Annotated in this window: 18 protein-coding genes and 1 pseudogene; 5 read left to right on the top strand and 14 right to left on the bottom strand. The window is 68.9% G+C overall.

Features of this window, described 5'->3' with window-relative positions; all coding sequences use genetic code 11:
* Positions 1-30: 30 nt before the first annotated feature.
* The gene (locus HNQ67_RS12555) at positions 31-1,341 is read right to left on the bottom strand and encodes an amidohydrolase (protein ID WP_183255972.1); all 1,311 of its coding nucleotides are present in this window, start codon (positions 1,339-1,341) and stop codon (positions 31-33) included.
* 79 nt (positions 1,342-1,420) lie between these two features.
* Here HNQ67_RS12555 and HNQ67_RS12550 point away from each other — a divergent pair, with 79 nt between their 5' ends.
* Together HNQ67_RS12550 and HNQ67_RS12545 are read left to right on the top strand one after the other, a co-directional pair.
* The gene (locus HNQ67_RS12550) at positions 1,421-2,722 is read left to right on the top strand and encodes an MFS transporter (RefSeq protein ID WP_183255970.1); all 1,302 of its coding nucleotides are present in this window, start codon (positions 1,421-1,423) and stop codon (positions 2,720-2,722) included.
* 39 nt (positions 2,723-2,761) lie between these two features.
* Complete coding sequence (locus tag HNQ67_RS12545) at positions 2,762-3,193, top strand: SRPBCC domain-containing protein (RefSeq protein ID WP_183255968.1); 432 nt, start codon at positions 2,762-2,764, stop codon at positions 3,191-3,193.
* Here HNQ67_RS12545 and HNQ67_RS12540 read toward each other — a convergent pair.
* The 9 genes and pseudogenes from HNQ67_RS12540 to HNQ67_RS12500 all read right to left on the bottom strand — a co-directional run bounded on the left by HNQ67_RS12540 (position 3,190) and on the right by HNQ67_RS12500 (position 12,249).
* Entirely contained in the window at positions 3,190-4,179 is a 990-nt protein-coding gene (locus HNQ67_RS12540) for a type II secretion system F family protein (RefSeq protein WP_343054921.1), read from the bottom strand. The two genes, HNQ67_RS12545 and HNQ67_RS12540, sit on opposite strands and share 4 nt — an antisense overlap.
* A gap of 11 nt (positions 4,180-4,190) precedes the next feature.
* On the bottom strand, positions 4,191-5,165 hold the full coding sequence (locus tag HNQ67_RS12535) for a type II secretion system F family protein (protein WP_183255965.1): 975 nt from the start codon (positions 5,163-5,165) through the stop codon (positions 4,191-4,193).
* A 5-nt stretch (positions 5,166-5,170) separates the two neighbouring features.
* Positions 5,171-6,612: pseudogene (locus HNQ67_RS12530) on the bottom strand (TadA family conjugal transfer-associated ATPase).
* 175 nt (positions 6,613-6,787) lie between these two features.
* Positions 6,788-8,329, bottom strand: coding sequence for a CpaE/TadZ family protein (locus HNQ67_RS12525; RefSeq protein ID WP_183255961.1), 1,542 nt, complete (start codon positions 8,327-8,329; stop codon positions 6,788-6,790).
* Between the two features lie 7 nt (positions 8,330-8,336).
* A complete protein-coding gene (locus HNQ67_RS12520; protein WP_183255959.1) occupies positions 8,337-8,999 on the bottom strand; it encodes a CpaD family pilus assembly protein in 663 nt (220 codons plus the stop codon).
* An 8-nt stretch (positions 9,000-9,007) separates the two neighbouring features.
* Positions 9,008-10,417 (bottom strand): type II and III secretion system protein family protein, encoded by a 1,410-nt coding sequence (locus tag HNQ67_RS12515; protein WP_246347603.1) that lies wholly within the window; start codon positions 10,415-10,417, stop codon positions 9,008-9,010.
* Between the two features lie 11 nt (positions 10,418-10,428).
* On the bottom strand, positions 10,429-11,325 hold the full coding sequence (gene cpaB, locus HNQ67_RS12510; RefSeq protein WP_183255956.1) for a Flp pilus assembly protein CpaB: 897 nt from the start codon (positions 11,323-11,325) through the stop codon (positions 10,429-10,431).
* 130 nt (positions 11,326-11,455) lie between these two features.
* Complete coding sequence (locus HNQ67_RS12505) at positions 11,456-11,965, bottom strand: A24 family peptidase (RefSeq protein ID WP_183255954.1); 510 nt, start codon at positions 11,963-11,965, stop codon at positions 11,456-11,458.
* A gap of 113 nt (positions 11,966-12,078) precedes the next feature.
* Entirely contained in the window at positions 12,079-12,249 is a 171-nt protein-coding gene (locus HNQ67_RS12500) for a Flp family type IVb pilin (RefSeq protein WP_183255952.1), read from the bottom strand.
* A 304-nt stretch (positions 12,250-12,553) separates the two neighbouring features.
* Between HNQ67_RS12500 and HNQ67_RS12495 the strand changes: the two genes are divergently transcribed.
* From HNQ67_RS12495 to HNQ67_RS12485, 3 genes are read left to right on the top strand one after another with little or no spacing between them, the layout of a single operon-like run.
* Positions 12,554-12,967, top strand: coding sequence for a pilus assembly protein N-terminal domain-containing protein (locus HNQ67_RS12495; protein WP_183255950.1), 414 nt, complete (start codon positions 12,554-12,556; stop codon positions 12,965-12,967).
* A 6-nt stretch (positions 12,968-12,973) separates the two neighbouring features.
* Entirely contained in the window at positions 12,974-13,525 is a 552-nt protein-coding gene (locus tag HNQ67_RS12490; RefSeq protein WP_183255948.1) for a TadE/TadG family type IV pilus assembly protein, read from the top strand.
* A complete protein-coding gene (locus tag HNQ67_RS12485; protein ID WP_183255946.1) occupies positions 13,522-14,058 on the top strand; it encodes a TadE/TadG family type IV pilus assembly protein in 537 nt (178 codons plus the stop codon). Before HNQ67_RS12490 ends, HNQ67_RS12485 begins: the two co-directional genes overlap by 4 nt.
* On the opposite strand, the gene HNQ67_RS12480 is transcribed toward HNQ67_RS12485, so the two are convergent.
* Genes HNQ67_RS12480 through HNQ67_RS12465 form a run of 4 tightly spaced genes read right to left on the bottom strand, consistent with a single transcriptional unit; the run spans position 14,055 to position 17,105 of the window.
* On the bottom strand, positions 14,055-15,344 hold the full coding sequence (locus HNQ67_RS12480) for a chorismate-binding protein (protein ID WP_183255944.1): 1,290 nt from the start codon (positions 15,342-15,344) through the stop codon (positions 14,055-14,057). The genes HNQ67_RS12485 and HNQ67_RS12480 overlap by 4 nt on opposite strands.
* A complete protein-coding gene (locus HNQ67_RS12475) occupies positions 15,341-16,120 on the bottom strand; it encodes a tyrosine-protein phosphatase (protein WP_183255942.1) in 780 nt (259 codons plus the stop codon). The genes HNQ67_RS12480 and HNQ67_RS12475 overlap by 4 nt, the downstream gene beginning before the upstream one ends.
* A gap of 44 nt (positions 16,121-16,164) precedes the next feature.
* A complete protein-coding gene (locus HNQ67_RS12470; protein WP_183255940.1) occupies positions 16,165-16,479 on the bottom strand; it encodes a transcriptional regulator in 315 nt (104 codons plus the stop codon).
* 2 nt (positions 16,480-16,481) lie between these two features.
* A complete protein-coding gene (locus HNQ67_RS12465; protein ID WP_183255938.1) occupies positions 16,482-17,105 on the bottom strand; it encodes a hypothetical protein in 624 nt (207 codons plus the stop codon).
* Between the last annotated feature and the right edge of the window lie 287 nt (positions 17,106-17,392).

Below are 17,392 nucleotides of genomic sequence, written 5' to 3'. Positions count from 1 at the left end.
CGATGGTTGCCGGACCGTTCAGAAACGTGGTCAAGGCCGCTCGAGAAACCGCAGCGCCGTCAGCACATGCGCCCGCACCCCGACCGGCAGCACCGCCTCGTTGACGTCGAACGCCGGCGAATGGTTCGGCGGCGAGGTCGCCGGATCGACCCCGTCGGCGCTGGCCCCCAGGTGGTAGAAGACGCCCGGCACTTCCTGGGACAGATAGCTGAAGTCCTCCGCCACCGTCGTCGCCGGCGCGCCGGCGTTGACCTTGCCCGCCCCCGCCGCCTCCTCCAGCACCGGCGCCAGCCAGGCCGACAGCGCCTCGTCATTGAACACCAGCGCCGCGTTCTGGCGCACGCCGAACTCGGCCGTCGCCCCGTAGTTCTCGGCGACATTGCCGACCGCGATCCCGGCCCGCCGCACCAGATCGTCGCGCTGGGCGATGTCGAATGTCCTCAGCGTCCCCGACAACACGGCCCGATCCGGAATGATGTTGTACCGCACCCCCGCATCCAGCGTCGCGATGGTGAACACCGTCGGCGTGGTGGTCGGATCGATGGTGCGGGCGGTCAGACTGTTGATGGTCTGGACCACGTCGGCCGAGGCGGCGATGACGTCGACGCCCTTCCACGGCCAGGCCCCGTGCGTCTGGCGGCCGTTGAGGGTGATGTCGACCCGGTCCGACGCCGCCATGAAGCCGCGCGGGCGATACCACAGCGTCCCCGGCGCTCCCGGCACCACGTGCAGGCCGAAGATGGCGTCCGGCCGGGGATCGGCCAACGCGCCTTCCTCGATCATCAGGGCGGCCCCGCCCTTGGGCTCGCCCGAGGGCGCGCCCTCCTCGGCCGGCTGGAAAATGAAGACCACGGTTCCCGCCATCTGGTCCTTCATCCCGGCCAGCACCTCGGCCGCGCCCATCAGCATGGCCACGTGGGCGTCGTGGCCGCAGGCGTGGGCCACCGGCACCGTATTGCCCATGTAGGTCCCGGTGGCGGTCGAGGCGAAGGGCAGCCCCGTCGCTTCCAGCACCGGCAGGGCGTCCATGTCGGCGCGCAGCGCGACGGTCCGGCCCGGCCGCGCCCCGCGCAGAATGCCGACCACGCCGGTCTTGCCGACTTCGGTGCGCACCTCGAGGCCGAGCGACCGCAGATGGTCGGCCACCACGGCGGCCGTGCGCGTCTCGGCGAAGCCCAGTTCCGGATGGGCGTGCAGGTCGCGCCGCCATGCGACGACCCGCGGCGTCACGCCCTCAACAGCCGCTCCGACCGCTTCGGCGGACTGGGCGTGGGCGCCGCCCGCCGGCAGGGCGAGGGCTACGGCGGCAGCCGCGACGGCGAGCAGGCTTCGGACGGTCATGCGGCGTCTCCCGTATCGACCGCAGCGTCGCCGACGAAGCGCGCTTCCGCAAGGCTTGGCCGCCGCCTAAGGTCAGCGGGTGAACCTCCGCTCCCCTGCCTTCGCCATCCTGTTCGCGGTCAGCCTGATCGCCACGGCGGGCAATATGGGCCTGCAGTCCGTGCTGCCCGCCATCGGCCGCGCGTTCGAGCTCCAGGACACCCTCGTCGCCGGCGCCTTCGCCATCTCGGCCTTGATGTGGGCCCTGGCCTCGCCGTTCTGGGCGCGGCTGTCGGATCGGATGGGTCGCAAGCGGGTGATGATGATCGGCCTCGGCGGCTTCGTGGTTTCCATGGCCGGCTTCGGCCTGGCCACCACCTCAGGCCTGCAAGACTGGCTGGCCGTCCTCGTCGCCTTCGGGCTGATGGCCGCGGCGCGGACTATCTATGGCGTGTTCGGCTCGGCCGCTCCCATCGCCTCCCAAGCCTATGTCGCCGACCGCACCACGGCGCGCGACCGGACCCAGGCCATGTCCCTGCTCGCCTCGGCCCAGGGTCTCGGCACGGTCATCGGCCCGGTCCTCGCCCCGCTGTTCATCCTGCCCTTCGTCGGACTGGCCGGGCCGATGTACGCCTTCGCCGCCTTGGGCGCCGTCGTGCTCTTCATCGTCTGGCGGCGCCTGCCCAGCGGCGAGGTGGTGCGCAAGCCCTCGCCGAGTGGTCGGCAGGACCACGCCGGCAAGGGACTGTGGAAGGATCCGCGTGTTCGCGACTATCTGCTCTACGGCCTGCTGGTCACGGGCGCGCAGGCCGTCAACATCGCCGTGCTTGGCTTCCACGTGATCGACGAACTGGCGGTGACCGGGCTAGGCCTGCGTCAGGCCCAGCCGTTCATCAGCGTGGCCATGTTCGCCGGCGCCGCCGGAACCCTGATGGTGCAGTGGGGCCTGATCCCCCTGCTCAAGATGGAGCCCCGTGCCCTGATCCGCTGGGGCGCTGCTCTGGCCCTGGCCGGCAACGTCCTGACCATCGCCGCGCCCGGCTTCTTCGGCGTGGTCGTCGGCTACGCCGTAGTCTCCATGGGGGTCGGCTTCGCCCGACCGGGCTTCACCGCCGGCTCGTCCCTGTCGGTCGGCCCGCATGAGCAAGGGGCCGTGGCGGGACTGATGATGTCTCTCGCCGGCCTCAGCTTCCTCGGCCCGCCGGTCATGGGCGTGGCCCTGTACGAACTGGCCGAAGCCGGGCCGTTCGTGGCCAACATCGTCCTGCTCGGGGCCGCGCTCGCCCTGTGCTGGCTGAGCGTCCCGCTGCGAACTGGCCCCGCCGACCTGCCCGACCGCGACGAGACGCCGCCGCCCGACACCCCGCCCGCTTCGCAGCCCGGTCCTGAAGGCAATCGCTGACGTCTTTTCACCGTCGAGAAGCCGTGCCAGATCGGAACCATGGAAACAGCCCGTATCGAAAAACGCATCGGCGTCCGCGCGCCCGCCGACCGGATCTGGGAGCTGATCGCTGACCTGCCCGGGTGGGATCGCTGGAACCCGATCGAGACCTCTGTCGAGGGCGTGATCGCCTATGGCGGCTCCATCGCCCTGAGCGAGGCCGTTCCCGGCCTTCCCGAGCGGCGGGCGACGGCGCGGGTCGGAGAGTGGCAACCGCTCGCCCAGCTGGTCTGGGCCGAGAAGCGCGGCCTGTGGTTCAGTTCGCTGCGCTATTTCGAGATTGAGGAACTCGAGCCGGGCAGTTGCATCGTCGCCAACGGATTTATCTTCACCGGCCTGCGCGGCGAAATGTATTTCGATCGCCACCGCAAGGTGTTGCGCACGGCGGTCGACTCCATCGCCGAAGGGATGAAGACGGCGGCCGAAGCCTAGCCGCCCTTGGCCATCGTGTCCTGGATGCTGATGATGGCCGGCGTCAGGATGACGATGAACAGCACCGGCAGGAAGAACAGGATCATCGGCACGGTCAGCTTGGCGGGCAGGGCCGCGGCCTTCTTCTCCGCCGCCGACAGGCGCATCTCCCGGTTCTCCTTGGCCATGGTCCGCAAGGCCGAGCCCAGGGGCGTGCCGTAGGTCTCGGCCTGGGTCATGGCGGTGGCCACCGACTTCACGCCTGGATGGTTGGTCCGCTTGGCGAGGCCTTCATAGGCCAGGCGCCGGTCGGGCAGGTAGCTCAGCTCGGCGGACAGCAGGGTCATTTCTTCGGCCAGATCGATGGACGAACCGCCAATCTCCTGACTGACCTTCTGGATCGCGGCCTCGATCGACATGCCGGCCTCGACGCAGATCAGCAGCAGGTCCAGCGCATCCGGAAAGGCCTGCATGATCGAGGCGCGGCGCTTGGCGATGCGATTGGCGAGGAAGATGTTGGGCCCATAAAAGCCGATCACCGCCGCGAACATGCAGATCGTCAGCCGCACCATCACCGTCAGGCCGAAGTCGTTCAGCACGAAGACGTAGAGGACCGCCAGCGCCAGCATGACGAACGGCATCGAGAAGCGGAAGAAGTAGAATGTGGTCAGGGGCTTCGGACCGCGATAGCCGGCCTGGGCCATCTTGTCCGCAACCTTGGGGTCCTCAAGCAACTTGGTCAGGTTCAGCCGTTCGACGACCCGCTTCTTGAAGCCGGTGTCACTGTGGCGGAGCCCGTGCGGACCGCTACCCTGGGCCGCGATCGCCTGACGGGATCGGCGCTTCAGCTCCTCCCGGCGCTCGGCCACGGCCTTCATCCGCCCTTCCAGCTTGGCCTCGCCCCCCAACGAGCCGAGGAGGGTCACAAGGGTGGCGAACACCAGCACGCCGACGCCCATGCTGAGCAGGTTCTGCAGATTGGTGACGAAGCCGATGATGTCTCCCACGCCGGCCCCTCCTAGAACTTGAACGAGATCATGCGCTTCATCACGAAGACGCCGAGCGACATCATCAGGACAGCGATCAGCAGCATGAACTGGCCGCGCGGCTCGGTGAACAGCTTGCCCATGTAGGCCGGGGTGGTGATGCTCACGAGGATCATCACGGCGGGCGGCAGCGAACCGATGATGCCGGCCGAGGCGGTGGCCTCGGACGACAGGGCCTTGATCTTCTCGCCCATCATCTTGCGGGCCCGCAGCACGGTCGACAGGTTGCCCAGCGCCTCGGCCAGGTTGCCGCCGGTCTTCTGCTGGATGCCGATGACGATGGCGAAGAATTTCAGCTCCGGCGTCGGCATGCGCTCGTACATCTTCTCGAGCGCCTGCTGCAGCGTCAGGCCCACGCCGAGACCTTCCACCAGCATCTGGAACTCGCCGCCGAGCGGAGCGGGGCTTTCGCGAGCAATGATCTTGAAACAGTCGTGGACCGGCAGGCCGGACTTGATGCCGCGCACGATGACATCGACGGCGTCGGCGAAGTGGCTGGAGAATTTCTTGCGGCGACGCGCGCCGAGAAAGCCGACCAGCCAGCGCGGAAGGCCCAGGCCGAAGACCACGGCGGCGCCGGCGGCGATGAGGATGTTCAGGCCGAACAGCAGGGGCAGCAACAGCGCCAGGACGCCCAGCACCGCGCTGATGATCCAGAAGGTCCGCACCGTCGTCGTGAGACCGGCCTGCTTCAGTTTGGCTTTCAGGCTGACCCGGGCCTTGCGCTCAGCGCGCTCTGATTCCTGCAGCTGATCCATGATCTGCTTGCGGCGGGCCTCCGGCGTATTGGCGACGGCGGCCTTCCGGGCCGCGGCGTTCTGCTTCGGTCCGCCGAAATGCTGGGCTCGCTTGATCGCCGCCTCCGACGAGTCGCCGCCGCCGACGAAAGCCCAACCGAGCCCGCCGATGGTGATGAAGGCCAGAACCGCTGCCAGAACAGGAAGCATTCGCCCTACTCCGCCGCGTCGAGGGCTTCGGCCAGCTCGCGCTCGAGTCCGTAGTACCGGGCCCGGTCCCAAAAGCGGGGGCGGGCGATGCCGGTCGAACGATGGCGGCCGATGATCTTGCCGTTCTCGTCCTCGCCGGTGATCTCGTAGACGAACAGGTCCTGGGTGACGATGACGTCGCCTTCCAGCCCGACCACCTCGGTGATGTGGGTGATACGACGCGAACCATCCCGCAGCCGCGCCGCCTGGATGATGACGTCAACCGATCCGACGATCATCTCGCGGATGGTCTTGGACGGCAGGCCGTAGCCGCCCATGGTGATCATCGACTCCATCCGGCTGATGGCCTCGCGCGGGCTATTGGCGTGAAGCGTGCCCATCGAGCCGTCGTGGCCGGTGTTCATGGCCTGCAATAGATCGAAGGCCTCGGGGCCGCGGACCTCGCCGACGATGATACGTTCGGGACGCATCCGGAGGCAGTTCTTGACCAGATCCCGCATGGTGATCTGGCCCTGTCCCTCAAGGTTGGGCGGCCGGGTCTCCAGACGCACCACATGCGGCTGCTGCAGCTGGAGTTCCGCCGCGTCCTCGCAGGTGATGACCCGCTCGGTCGGATCGATGAAGGCGGTCAGGGTGTTCAGCAAGGTGGTCTTGCCCGAGCCGGTCCCTCCCGAAATCACCAGGTTGCAGCGCGAGGCGCCGATGACGCCGAGGACCCGGGCGCCCTCGGGACTGATGGAGGCGAACTCCACCAGATTCTTCATCGTCAACTTGTCTTTTTTGAACTTCCGGATCGTCAGGGTGGCGCCGTCGATGGCCAGCGGCGGGGCGATGACGTTGACGCGGCTGCCGTCGGGCAGGCGGGCGTCGCAGATCGGGGAGCTCTCGTCGACGCGGCGGCCGACCTGCGACACGATCCGCTGGCAGATGTTCATCAGCTGGGTATTGTCGCGGAAGCGGACGTTGGTCAGCTGGACCTTGCCGCCGACCTCGATGAACACCCGACCGGCGCCGTTGACCATGATGTCGGCGATGTCGTCACGGGCCAGCAGCGGCTCCAGCGGGCCATAGCCCAGCACGTCATTGACGATGTCCTGGACCAGGTGCTCCTGCTCGGCCACCGACATGGAGACGTTCTTGATCGCCACCAGCTCGGCGACGATGTCGCGGATTTCCTCGGCCGCCGCCTTTGGATCCAGACCCGCCAACTGGGCCAGGTCGATGGTGTTCATCAGGGCGTTGAAGATCGTCGTCTTGGTGGCGTGATAGTAGTCCGACTGCTCGCGGACGATCTCGGCGACCGCCTGGGCCTTCTTCAGCTGTTCGAAGCCCGGCGTGGCCTTGGGTCCCGGCGCATTCTTGGGCGACGGCGGCGCCTCGGCGGGTTTGGCGCGCGAGGCCAGGGCATCAAGACGGTCGGCGGCCTCGGAGGCGGGCTTGGCGGTATAGGATTCGGCCGCGCGCTCTTCCCGCCCCAGTTCGGCGACCTCCCCGCCGAACGCGAAGGCTTGGGTCTGAACGCCGGCCTCGGGTTGGGGCACGGGCGGCGGCGCAGCCGCCGGCGCCGGACGAAGCGCCGCGGCTGGTGCTCCAGGCTGACCTGTGCGCTTCCCGAACACCCGTCAGGTCTTCTTTCTGAAGAGGCCGGCGAACAGCGACTTCCCTTCGCCTTTGCTCCTGGCTCCGGGCAGCATCGGCAGTTCGCGGCAGGAGACGATCTGGGCCAGCATCTGGAAGGCGTCGGCGGCCTTGGACTTGGCGCCGGAGTCGAGGATCATCTGCCCGTTGTTGGCGGCCGCACCGAACACCTTGGGATCGAACGGGATGACCAGGCTGGGATGAACCCCGAGGGCCGCCCCGAATTCCTTCGCAGGAATCTCCGGACGACCCGGAACGCCGACCTGGTTCAGCACCAGACGCGGCGGCGCGTCGTTGGGTCGACCCTGACGGATCAGGTCGATCATGTTCTTGGCGTTGCGCAGGCTGGCGAGGTCCGGCGTAGCCACCACCACCACCTCATCGGCGGCGATCAGGGTGCGGCGCATCCAACCCGACCACAGGTGCGGCAGGTCGAGCACCACGAATGGCGCGGTCGAACGGATCTGGGTGGTGACCTCCTCGAACGCTTCGGGAGAGATGTCCCAATCCGTATCGAGGGTGGCCGGGGCCGCGAACAGGCTGAGCTTGTCGGTGCAGCGGACCATCATCCGGTCGAGCAGGACGGGATCGAGGCGGTCGGGCTGGGTGAGGGCGTCCGCAACCCCGTTGAGGGGGTCCTGGTTGAAGTCGAGGCCGGCGGTGCCGAAAGGCAGGTCGTAGTCGACGATGACGGTATTGGCCCCGATCCGCTCACTCATCGCATAGGCGGTGTTGTGGGCGACCGAACTGGCCCCGGCGCCGCCGCGAGCCCCGACGAAGGCGATCGAGCGTCCGACGAAGGGTTGGGCCGGATCGGAGAACAGTCCGCCGATGGCCGCGATAAGCTGCAGCGGCTGCAACGGCGCGACCAGATATTCGCTGACGCCTCGCCGCATCAGTTCGCGGAACAGCAGGATGTCGTTGGTGGCGCCGATGACGACCACCTTGGTGCCGGCGTCGCAGACCTCGGCCAGCTGATCGACTTCCCACAGCAGCGTCTGCGGATCCTTGAGGCACTCGACGATGATCAGCGGGGGCGTCGGCTCGTGCTGATAGGCCTCCACGGCGGCCGCGACGCCGCCGACCCGGATCTGGGTGGTGGCGCGCGACAGGCGGCGATCCTGACCGGCGCGCTCGGCGGCGGCGAGAGTGTCCTGACGCTCGGCGAAGACATGGATGGCGATGCGCGGCACTGAAACTTCAGGCCCGCCTCCGCCCAGCGCCGGCGGCGAGAACGCCGCGGAGGCGCCGGCGACCAGATCGCCGACCGGATTGAAGCCGGCGACGGCCGGCATCTGGTTCTCGGGTCCCGCCGCTGATTGAGCGGCCGGCACAGCCGGCGGCGTGAACTGCAACGGCGGGCGCGCCGCATCCTCCATAACCGCAGCGTCCCGCTGGCTCGGCGTCATCCCGCCGAAATCGTCCTCGAGCCGGGGCGCGCCGCCCGGGCCCGAGGCGACATAGCCCATATCGAGGTCGAACTCGTCCTCGAAATCCTCGACCGGTCGGGGGAAGGCGTTGGTCATGGTGCGACTATTCCACGGCCCGGGCGATACGGCCCTCGACCAGGGTTTCCTGCGGTGCCGAGGTGACCTCGCCCCGGCGATAGTTGTCGAACACCACCGCTGCGCGGCCGGAGTCCGCCGGGCTGATCGGACGAGGGCCCACGATGTCGCGCGGATCGGCGATCTGGGCGGCGAGGTTGGCGTTGATGGCGCAGCCCAGGCCCATGGAACTGTTGTTCGAGAACCGACCTTCCATCGCTCGCGGTTCCGCGGCGCAGTTGGGAATCGCCGCGCGAACCGTCTCGAAGCCAGCGAGGACCGGAGCCCTGGGATCGGGCGCGGCGTAGGAGGCGACGACGATGCGGTCGGCCGGCAATCCGGCGGACTCCAGCGCCGAGCGAACGGCCCAGGTCTGCCGCGCCGCCGCCGGGTCGTCGCCCGAGGGCCCCTCGATCCGCACGGCGCCGACGCCTGAGGCGAAATAGCGCCCGGCCAGATCGTTGAGCGCGGCCTGTTGCCTGTACGACAGTCCGTCCTCGTGAACGGCGAGTGCGATCCGGTCGAGACCCGGCTCAACCCGCAGCGAATAGCGGGACAGGGGCGTAATCGGCTCCATGCTCGAACCGCCGGTCGTGGCGCAGGCCCCGAGGACGGCGGTCGCGGCGACGGTCAGGAAGAGGGCGCGCATCATCGGGGTCCTCATTCGATCACATAGCCCACAGGGCCGCTCCAGCCTGCGTCGGCGGCGTCCGCGGCGCCGGCCCGGCCGTAGTGCTGGTTCAGCTGTCCGAACAGGATGGTCTGGGCGTCATTGGCGATGCGCAGGCCGTCGGCGGGCGTTTGCATCCGGCCCGGCGAGGTCGGCGAGACGATGTAGGCCTCGACGATGATCACCAGTTCGGTTTCGCCGGACAGATAGTCGCGCGAGCGGAACAGGGCGCCGAGCACCGGCAGATCACCCAATCCGGGCAACTGGTCGATGTTCTGGCGAGTGTCTTCCCGCAGCAGCCCCGCGATCATCAGCGAGCCGCCCGACGGCAGTTCGACGGTGTTGGACGCTCGGCGAACGGCAAGGCCGGGGATAACAAGGGACGACCCCGTCGTCCCGCCCAGGGTAAAGGCGCCGAGCGACGTCAGCTCGGACACTTCGGTCGACAGCTGCAGGGATATCCGACCGGGCGAAAGCACAATCGGCCGGACCGCCAGCCGCACCCCATACGGCTTGAACTCGATGGTCACCTTGGTGCCGTTGCCGTCGACTTCCTGACCGACGGGAACCGGGAACTCGCCACCGGCAAGGAATTCGGCGGCCTCGCCGTTGGCCGTGGTGATGTTCGGCTCGGCCAGAATGCGGACCAGACCGGCGCGCTCGAAGGCCCGCAGCGATGTATTCAGAGTGCTGCCGTCGCCGGCCGAGTCCTGGTAGTTCAGGATGCCCCCGCCCAGCTGGCTGCCGGAGACGGCGAAGGTCGCGGCCTGGGTCAGGGTCAGGCCGTTACCGACGCTGGCGAGGACGGCGCTGGCGTCCAGACCCAGTTGTTTCACGGCAGTGCGTTGGACCTCGACGATCCGGGCCCGGACGGTGATCTGGTCGGAGCCTTGAATGGTCATCATGTTGATGACCTTCTCGGGCCCGGAGACGAAGGCGCGGGCGACCTGGCTGGCCCGGTCGGCCTCGCCGGGGCTGAAGACCGTGCCCGTCAGGATAACGCTGTCGTTGACGGCCTCGGCGTGGACGTTCGCTCCGGGCATAACCCGGCCGAGGGTGTCCTGCAGCGCGGACACGCCGGCGTCGACCCGGATGCGCAGCGACAGGATGGTTCGGCCCGCGTTATCGAGCACGACCGCGTCGGTCTCACCCGGCGCGAGGCCGATGATGGTGATGCGGCGCGGCGAGTGCAGCATGGCTTCGGCGACCAGCGGATTCGGCACGATCACGTCGCGGGCGTCGGCCGGCAGATCGACCGCCATCGACGAGCCGCGCGGCAGGCTGATCAACTGGGACTGCGCACCCATCGAGACGGCGGCGCGGGTCTGGGCCTGCACCTCCGAGAGCGACGGCAGGGCGACGACCAGCAGGCCGGCGAGAGCGACGGAGGCCAGACGCATCAGCGGGCGCTTCATTGGACCACCACCACTTCAGGAGCGCCGCCGCGATAGACGCGGACAGCCGCTGATTGACGCGGGCCGGCGGAGACCCGGCCGGAAGGACCGCCGGTGTCCGCGTAGGAGCGCAGGATCAAGCTGAGCTCGCCCTCCGACTTGGCCAGGGCGAGGGCCTCGGCGTCGCGCGGCCCGACTTCGAGCGTGGCCGTGGCGCCGATCACGGTCTGTTCGTCGTCGCCGGCCCGGGTCGACTGGTCGATGGCAAGGACCTTGATGTTCTGCATCACCGTGGCCGAGGTGAATTTGGAGCGATCACCCTCGGTCGCGCCGATATTGCCGAGCGTCGTCTCGCGGGTCAGCACGACGTCGACCCGGTCTCCCGGGAGGATGAAACCGCCAGCGGCGGTCTCGACCGTAACGCGGATGGCCATGGCGCGCATGCCCGGCTCCAGGTAGGCGGCCATGTAGCCGCTGTCCCCGGCGCGCACGATCTTGCGCAGGACGATAGGCTCGCCCGCGAGAATGGGCTCGCGCACCACCGAGCCGACGTAGTCTTCCTTGGCCCCGCCGGTAGCGAGGTCGGTTGCGGCCCTAGTCACGGCGGCGACAGCACCCTCGGGCTTCGACTGCTCCGGGGCCGCGACCGGTCTCGTGCCGTCGGTGATGAAGGCCGGATTGACCTCGTCGACCGGCCAGTCCTTCCAGTCGAGATCGGAGCCTTCGAGCCGCTTGCCCGGCTGCAGATCCTTGGCGGCGACCAATACCTTGGCCATCGGACGGGCGTCGACCGGCGCGGCGGCGGCGACGGCGGTCGGTTCGTTCGATGGCGATCCCATGGCGCGCACGACCAGGGCCAGCCCGATGGCTGCCACGGCGGCGACGCAGATCACGATGATTCGGGCGGGCTTCATCGACTGTCTCCGGCAGGGCCGGCCGGACCCGTGAGTCGGTCCTTCGGCTCCCTACCGTTAACGACCATGAGGGGCGCGGGTTAACGCGGGCCTAAATGCTAACGTACGGATCAGGCTCGATCGCTGGCTGTCAGCCGAGAAAGGCGATCATCAGTGGCGAGGCCGGCCAGGCGACCAGCGCGCCGAAGGCGATGGCGACGCCGTAGGGGATGTGTCCCTTCGGCTCCATCAGCTGCACCAGCCAGCCCGGTCCGGCGCCGACGTAGGGCTGAAGCCAGGCCCGACTGACGAGCAGGGCCAGGGAGAAGATGCCGCCGATCACGGCCGTGGCGAGCACGAAGACCCCGGAACCGGACAGGCCCAGCCAGAGGCAGGCGGCCGCCATCAGCTTGACGTCGCCGCCGCCCAGCAGATTGAGCGCGAACAGACCCATGCCGATCACTAGGGCCGCGACCGCGACGGCGACATGGATTCCGATCGCCGCCGGCTGGAGGCCGAGCAGAAGGGCCGCGGGGAAGAAGCCGAGGATCAGGAGGCCGGAGATCCAGTTCGGGATCTTCATCGACGTCAGATCCTTCAGCCCGGCGACGATGACCAGGGCGGGCAGGATGGCGAGAAGGATCAGTTGAGGGACTTCCATGGCGCCAGCCTGCCCGACGATCTTTTAAGGCGGCGTTTCCGCCGACGCCCAAAAGCAAGGGGCCGGAGCGTTTCCGCTCCGGCCCCCGCCTTGGTTCAAGACGCTTACGACGCTTAGGAGGCGCCGATGGCGGTGGCGACCTTGCCGAACTGGGTCGAGATGTTGGTGCCCAGGGCGGTGACGGCCGCGATGATCACGACGGCGATGAGGGCGGCGATCAGGCCATATTCGATGGCCGTGGCGCCCGACTCATCGGACATGAACTTCGAAATGAACTTCTTCATGGTCTTTGTTCCCTTAGAGACGAGGATGCGAGCTACTGAACGACGGGGGGAGCCGGTAGCCCGCTTGACCCCCAAAACGCACCGTCGTTATCGCCCATATCGGTTAAGGGCAGGTCGCCGGGCTTGGTTACCGAAGTATTTACTGTAGAATCTTTTGAAACGACCGGCGGAATACCCTCCAGTACAGGCCCTGACTGTACCCGGGGGGTATTCCAAGTGTCGGACCTTCAGCCTTTGTTGAGAATTTGAGGGGCAGGTTCGCCATCACGCTTACGCGCGCGCTCGCTCTATGGACACCGTCGCCATGACCCGCACTCATCGCCTTCTTCTCGCCCTCGGCGCGACCGCCCTGCTGGCCGGGCCCGGGGTCGCCCTCGCCCAGTCCGGCCGCATCAACGTCGAGATCGATCAGGCCCAGCGCGTCCAGCTGCGCGGCCCGGCCGGCTCTGTCATCGTAGGCAATCCGGAAATCGCTGACGTCACGGTGGTTGACGCCAATACTCTGTACATCACCGGCAAGGGCTATGGCGTGACCGAGGTCGTCGCCGTCGATCCGATCGGCCGCACCGTGTTTCAGAGCCAGGTGGTCGTCACCGCCGGCGACGGCGCCGGACGCGTGCGGATGTGGCGCGGCGCCCAGTCGACCGAGATGGCCTGCGCCAGCTCGTGCTCGCCCTCCGTGCGGGGAACCAGCGGCCCCGCCACCGCCCAGCAGTAAGCCGACATGATCGTCCGCCGTCGCCGTGGAGGGTCCGGAGGCCGCCGCTGGCTCGGCGCCCTGCTGCGCAACCGCGACGGATCGGCGGCCGTCGAGTTCGGCCTCGTGGTCCTTCCTTTCTGCATCATGGTCTTCGCCATCCTCGAAGTGGCGCTGATTTTCACGCTGGATTCCGTGCTCGAGAACGCCGCGATCTCGACAGGCCGACTGGTGCGCACCGGGCAGGCCAGCGCCCAGGGCATGACGGCGGCCCAGTTCAAGACCCAGCTGTGTAACCGGATGAGCGTCTTTTCCGGCGACTGCGAGACCAGGGCGACGATCGACGTGCGGGTGATCCCGCAATTCGACACGACGCCGCCCGACCCGCTGGCGGGCGACGGCTTCGATCCGAGCGGCCTGACCTACGCCAACGGCAATCCCGGTGACCTGATCCTGGTGCGCGTCTGGTACCAGCACCCGCTGCTGACCACCTTCCTGTCACAGGCTCTGTCCCAGGTGGGTGATCGCACCGCCATGCTGACCGCCACCACCGCTTTCCGCAACGAGCCGGCCGGATGATGCGCCGGGGCCTGATCAGACGCTGGACTTGCGACGAAAGCGGTGTGTCGGCGATCGAGTTCGCCATGCTCGCGCCGGTCCTGATCCTTTTCTACATGGGCATGACCGAGTTCTGTCAGGGCTTCATGGCGCAGAAGCGGATGGGCCACGTCTCGGCCATGGTCGCCGATCTGGTCGCCCAGGAAGAGATGGTGACGCCATCGGCGATCGACGACATCTTCGACATCGGCGGGCTGATCATGAAGCCCTTCCCGACCGCGACCCTGAACCAGCGGGTGTCGAGCGTCAGCCGGACCTCGGGCGCGGCCCGGATCGACTGGAGCCGGGGCGACGGGATGACGGCGCGAGGCAAGGGCTCGACGATCACCCTGCCGGCCGATCTGATCGAGGACGGTCAGAGCGTGATCGTGGCCGAGGTCACCTACGATTACGACTCGGCCGCGGACTATCTGATGCCCGGGCTGACGCGGTTCTCGCACACCTATTATCTGCGGCCGCGGACCGTCGACAAGACGACCTGCGCGGCCTGCTAGGCGCCGATCAGGGCCTCGCGAAGAGCGAGGATCTTGACCTCCGTTTCGGCCAGTTCGGAGGCCGGATCGCTATCGGCGACGATGCCGGCGCCCGCCAGGGTGCGGAAGCGCCACCGACCCTCCACGCGCTCGAACGAGGCGGTGCGGATCAGCACCGAGGCGGTCAGACCGCCGTTGTCGGCGATGTGGAACAGGCTGCCGCACCACGGGCCGCGCGGCGGCTCATGGGCGGCGATGACCTTCATGGCCTGGTGCTTGGGCGCGCCGGTGATCGAACCGGGCGGGAAGGTCGCGGCCAACAGGTCGGCGACGCCGGTCTGCGCCCGCGCGGCTGCGGTCACGGTCGAGACGAGATGGTGGACGGTCGGGTGGCTTTCGATCTCGAACAGCCGTTCGGCGGCGACCGTGCCGGGTTCGGCTACGCGGGACAGGTCGTTGCGCATCAGGTCGACGATCATCAGGTTCTCGGCCCGGTCCTTGGCGCTGGCCCGGAGTTCCGCGGCGAGGGCGGCGTCGCGGGCGGGGTCGGGATGGCGCGGGCGGGTGCCCTTGATGGGGCGGGTCTCGATGCGGCGATCGACGGGATCGAAGGTCAGGAACAGCTCAGGCGAGTTGGAGACCAGCGCCCGGTCGCCCAGCCGCCAGAAGGCGCCGTAGGCGGCGGCCCGGCCGGCGAGACGGAGCATGACGTCGAAGGGGTCGGCGCCGGGGTGGAGGCCGCCGGACCAGGCGCGGGCGATATTGGCCTGGAACAGCTCGCCGGCGGCGATGCGGGCGACGACGTCGGCGACGGCGTCGAGGTAGGCTTGCGGGGGGGCTTCGGGCGCCATCGCGGCGGCGGGCGGCGGCGGCGGGACGAGATCGGCGGCCTGGGTCAGCCAGGCCTCGGCCCGGTCGGCGGCCTGGGCGGCGGCGGCGGCGTCGACGCCCCGACCGGTGACCGAGACGGTTCGCGCCTGATGGTCGAAGGTCAGCATCGCGGGATAGCGGGCCAGCATCAGGTCGGGCCAGATCGCGGGACGGGGGCCGGTCGCGGGGCGGGCCCCGGCGTCGTAGGCGTAGAGCCCGATCACGCCGGCGGACAGGGCCGGGTCGCGCAGCTGGTCGAGGCCGCCCTCGCCGCCGATCCAGTCGGGGTCGGCGGCGACGAAGGAGCGGCGACCGAGGGGCCCGCCGTCCGACAGCAGGGCCAGGGCGCCGTCGCGGCGGTCCAGTCCGGCTGCGACGGCGAGAGGATCGCGCCACGGATGGACGCGGGTCTCGACGCTTTCGAGCGGCGGGATCACGCCGCCAGCCGCTCGCCGATGCGGTCGCGCAGGGCCGCGTCGACGCCCAGCGCCTGTTCGAGGTAGCCGTCGATCGTGCCGTGGCGGGCGGCCGCCGCCGCCAGCGCCGTCTCGAGATAGACCGGCTCGACGCCGAGGAAGGCGACCACGGCGTCGTGAGCGGCGGGGCGGCCGGTCATCGTCTCGAGCTGGCGGGCGATGCCCGGGGCGCGGCCGGCGAGGTCGACCGCGGTGTTGGTCAGCAGGTAGTCCTCGACCATGTCGTCCGGATGGACGCCGAGAAGGTGGTGGGTCAGGGCCGCGAGCAGGCCGGTGCGGTCCTTGCCCGCCGCGCAGTGGATCAGCACCGGGCCGTCGGCCTCGGCCAGGGCGGCGAAATAGCGGGCGAAGAGGTCGAGGTGGGCGGGCTCGAACGGCAGGGCGCGATAGGTCCCGGTCATGAAGCGCCGGCCGGCGTCGACGGTCAGGTCGGCGGTCTTGAGGAAGGTGATGTGCGGGGCCTCGCGGCCGTCGTCGTGATCACTTTCGATGACGCGGGCGGCGAAGCCGGGCGGGCGGCGCGAGGGCTGGTCGCGGCGTTCGCCGGGGCGGCGCAGGTCGACGACGGCGGCAAGCCCGAGGTCGCCGAGGCGGGCCAGATCGGCGTCGGAGGCGCGGGCGTGGTGGGCCGAACGGAACAGCCGGCCGCCGGCGATGCGGCGGCCGGCGGCCGAGGCGTAGTCGCCATAGTCGCGGAAATTGTCGAGGGCGTCGAAGCGATGGATGCGGCCGGTCATGCCGCCTCTGTAGCTCACGTCCGCGACGCTTCCCACCGTCCCGGTCAGGCCCCGGCGCCGCCCTGACCGACGAGGCCCTGCATGGCGTCGAGGTAGGCGACGAAGGCCTTGCGGCCCGCCGGGGTCATCGAGGCCTCGGTCAGAGGCTTGCGCCCCTCGAACCGTTTGACGACCGCGACGAAGCCGGCGTCCTCGAGCTTTCTCAGATGCACCGACAGATTGCCGTCGGTGGTCTGGAGCCGGGCCTTGAGCGTGTTGAAGTCGGCGCTCTCGACCCCGGACAGCACGGCCATGATGCCGAGCCGGACCCGGCCGTGGATGACCTCATCGAGGCGGTTGATGTCGAAATCGTCCGCCACGTTCAGCCCCTCGCCGCCCGCATCAGCAGGAAGCCGGGCAGACCCATGAGCAGGAACAAGGCGGCGGCGTAGGCGAGATACTGTTCCGCCTGGCCGACGAGCAGGGCGAGCAGGGGTGCGGCGGCGAAGGAGGCGATGGCCAGTATCCACAGCGGCTTCGAGCGCTGCATGGCGGCGGTGACCGCCCAGCCGCTGCCGTAGAAGACCATGATCATCGAAGGCATCAGGGCGAGCACGACCATGGCCGCCTCCCCGCCCAGCCGCCAGGATAGGACCGCCATCGAGGCGGCGAGGGCGAAGATGCCCCAGCCGACCGAGGCCCAGGCCGTGCCCGAAGCGAGGTTGGCGGAGGTGACGACGCCGCGATTGCGCTTCAGCCGGGTCAGGGTGGCGATCAGGAGGAGAAAGAACAGGGCGGTCGCGCCCAGCCAGATGACGTTGACCGTCTCCATGCCGAACTCGGCGACGCCGGTGGCCACGGCCCAGTGGCCGAGGCTGGCCAGTCCGTAGATGACGCCGGCGCCGAACAGGATTGAGGCTCCCTGCATGGGGCCCTGGCGGCCTTCCTCGGCGACGCGGCGCATCCAGGCGATGTCGCCGGCGGGGTCTTCGATCTTCTCGGTCATCATGGCGGTATCCCTTCCCTCGGCGGCCGACGAACGGCCGCGGTTCAAACTCGTCCCCAATATGCATCAAGCACTTTGCATTGTAAAGTGCATTGGAAGAAGGCGTCGAGCCGCAGAATGGCTGGGGAGGGCGCGGGACAGCCGGGCCTCGCCCGGTTGAGGTTTGAGTACCGTTTCGACGAGACAGACTGCCCCGCGCGGTCGTTATCCACGCGCCCTCCGGCTGGCGGCCCTGTCATTCGAGCCTTGCCGGATCACCGCCGCCGCCATTGCTGACTTCGACGCGG

This window comes from Brevundimonas basaltis (genome assembly GCF_014202075.1).
GTDB classification, from domain to species: domain Bacteria; phylum Pseudomonadota; class Alphaproteobacteria; order Caulobacterales; family Caulobacteraceae; genus Brevundimonas; species Brevundimonas basaltis.
This window is presented reverse-complemented; position numbering and strand designations above follow the sequence as displayed.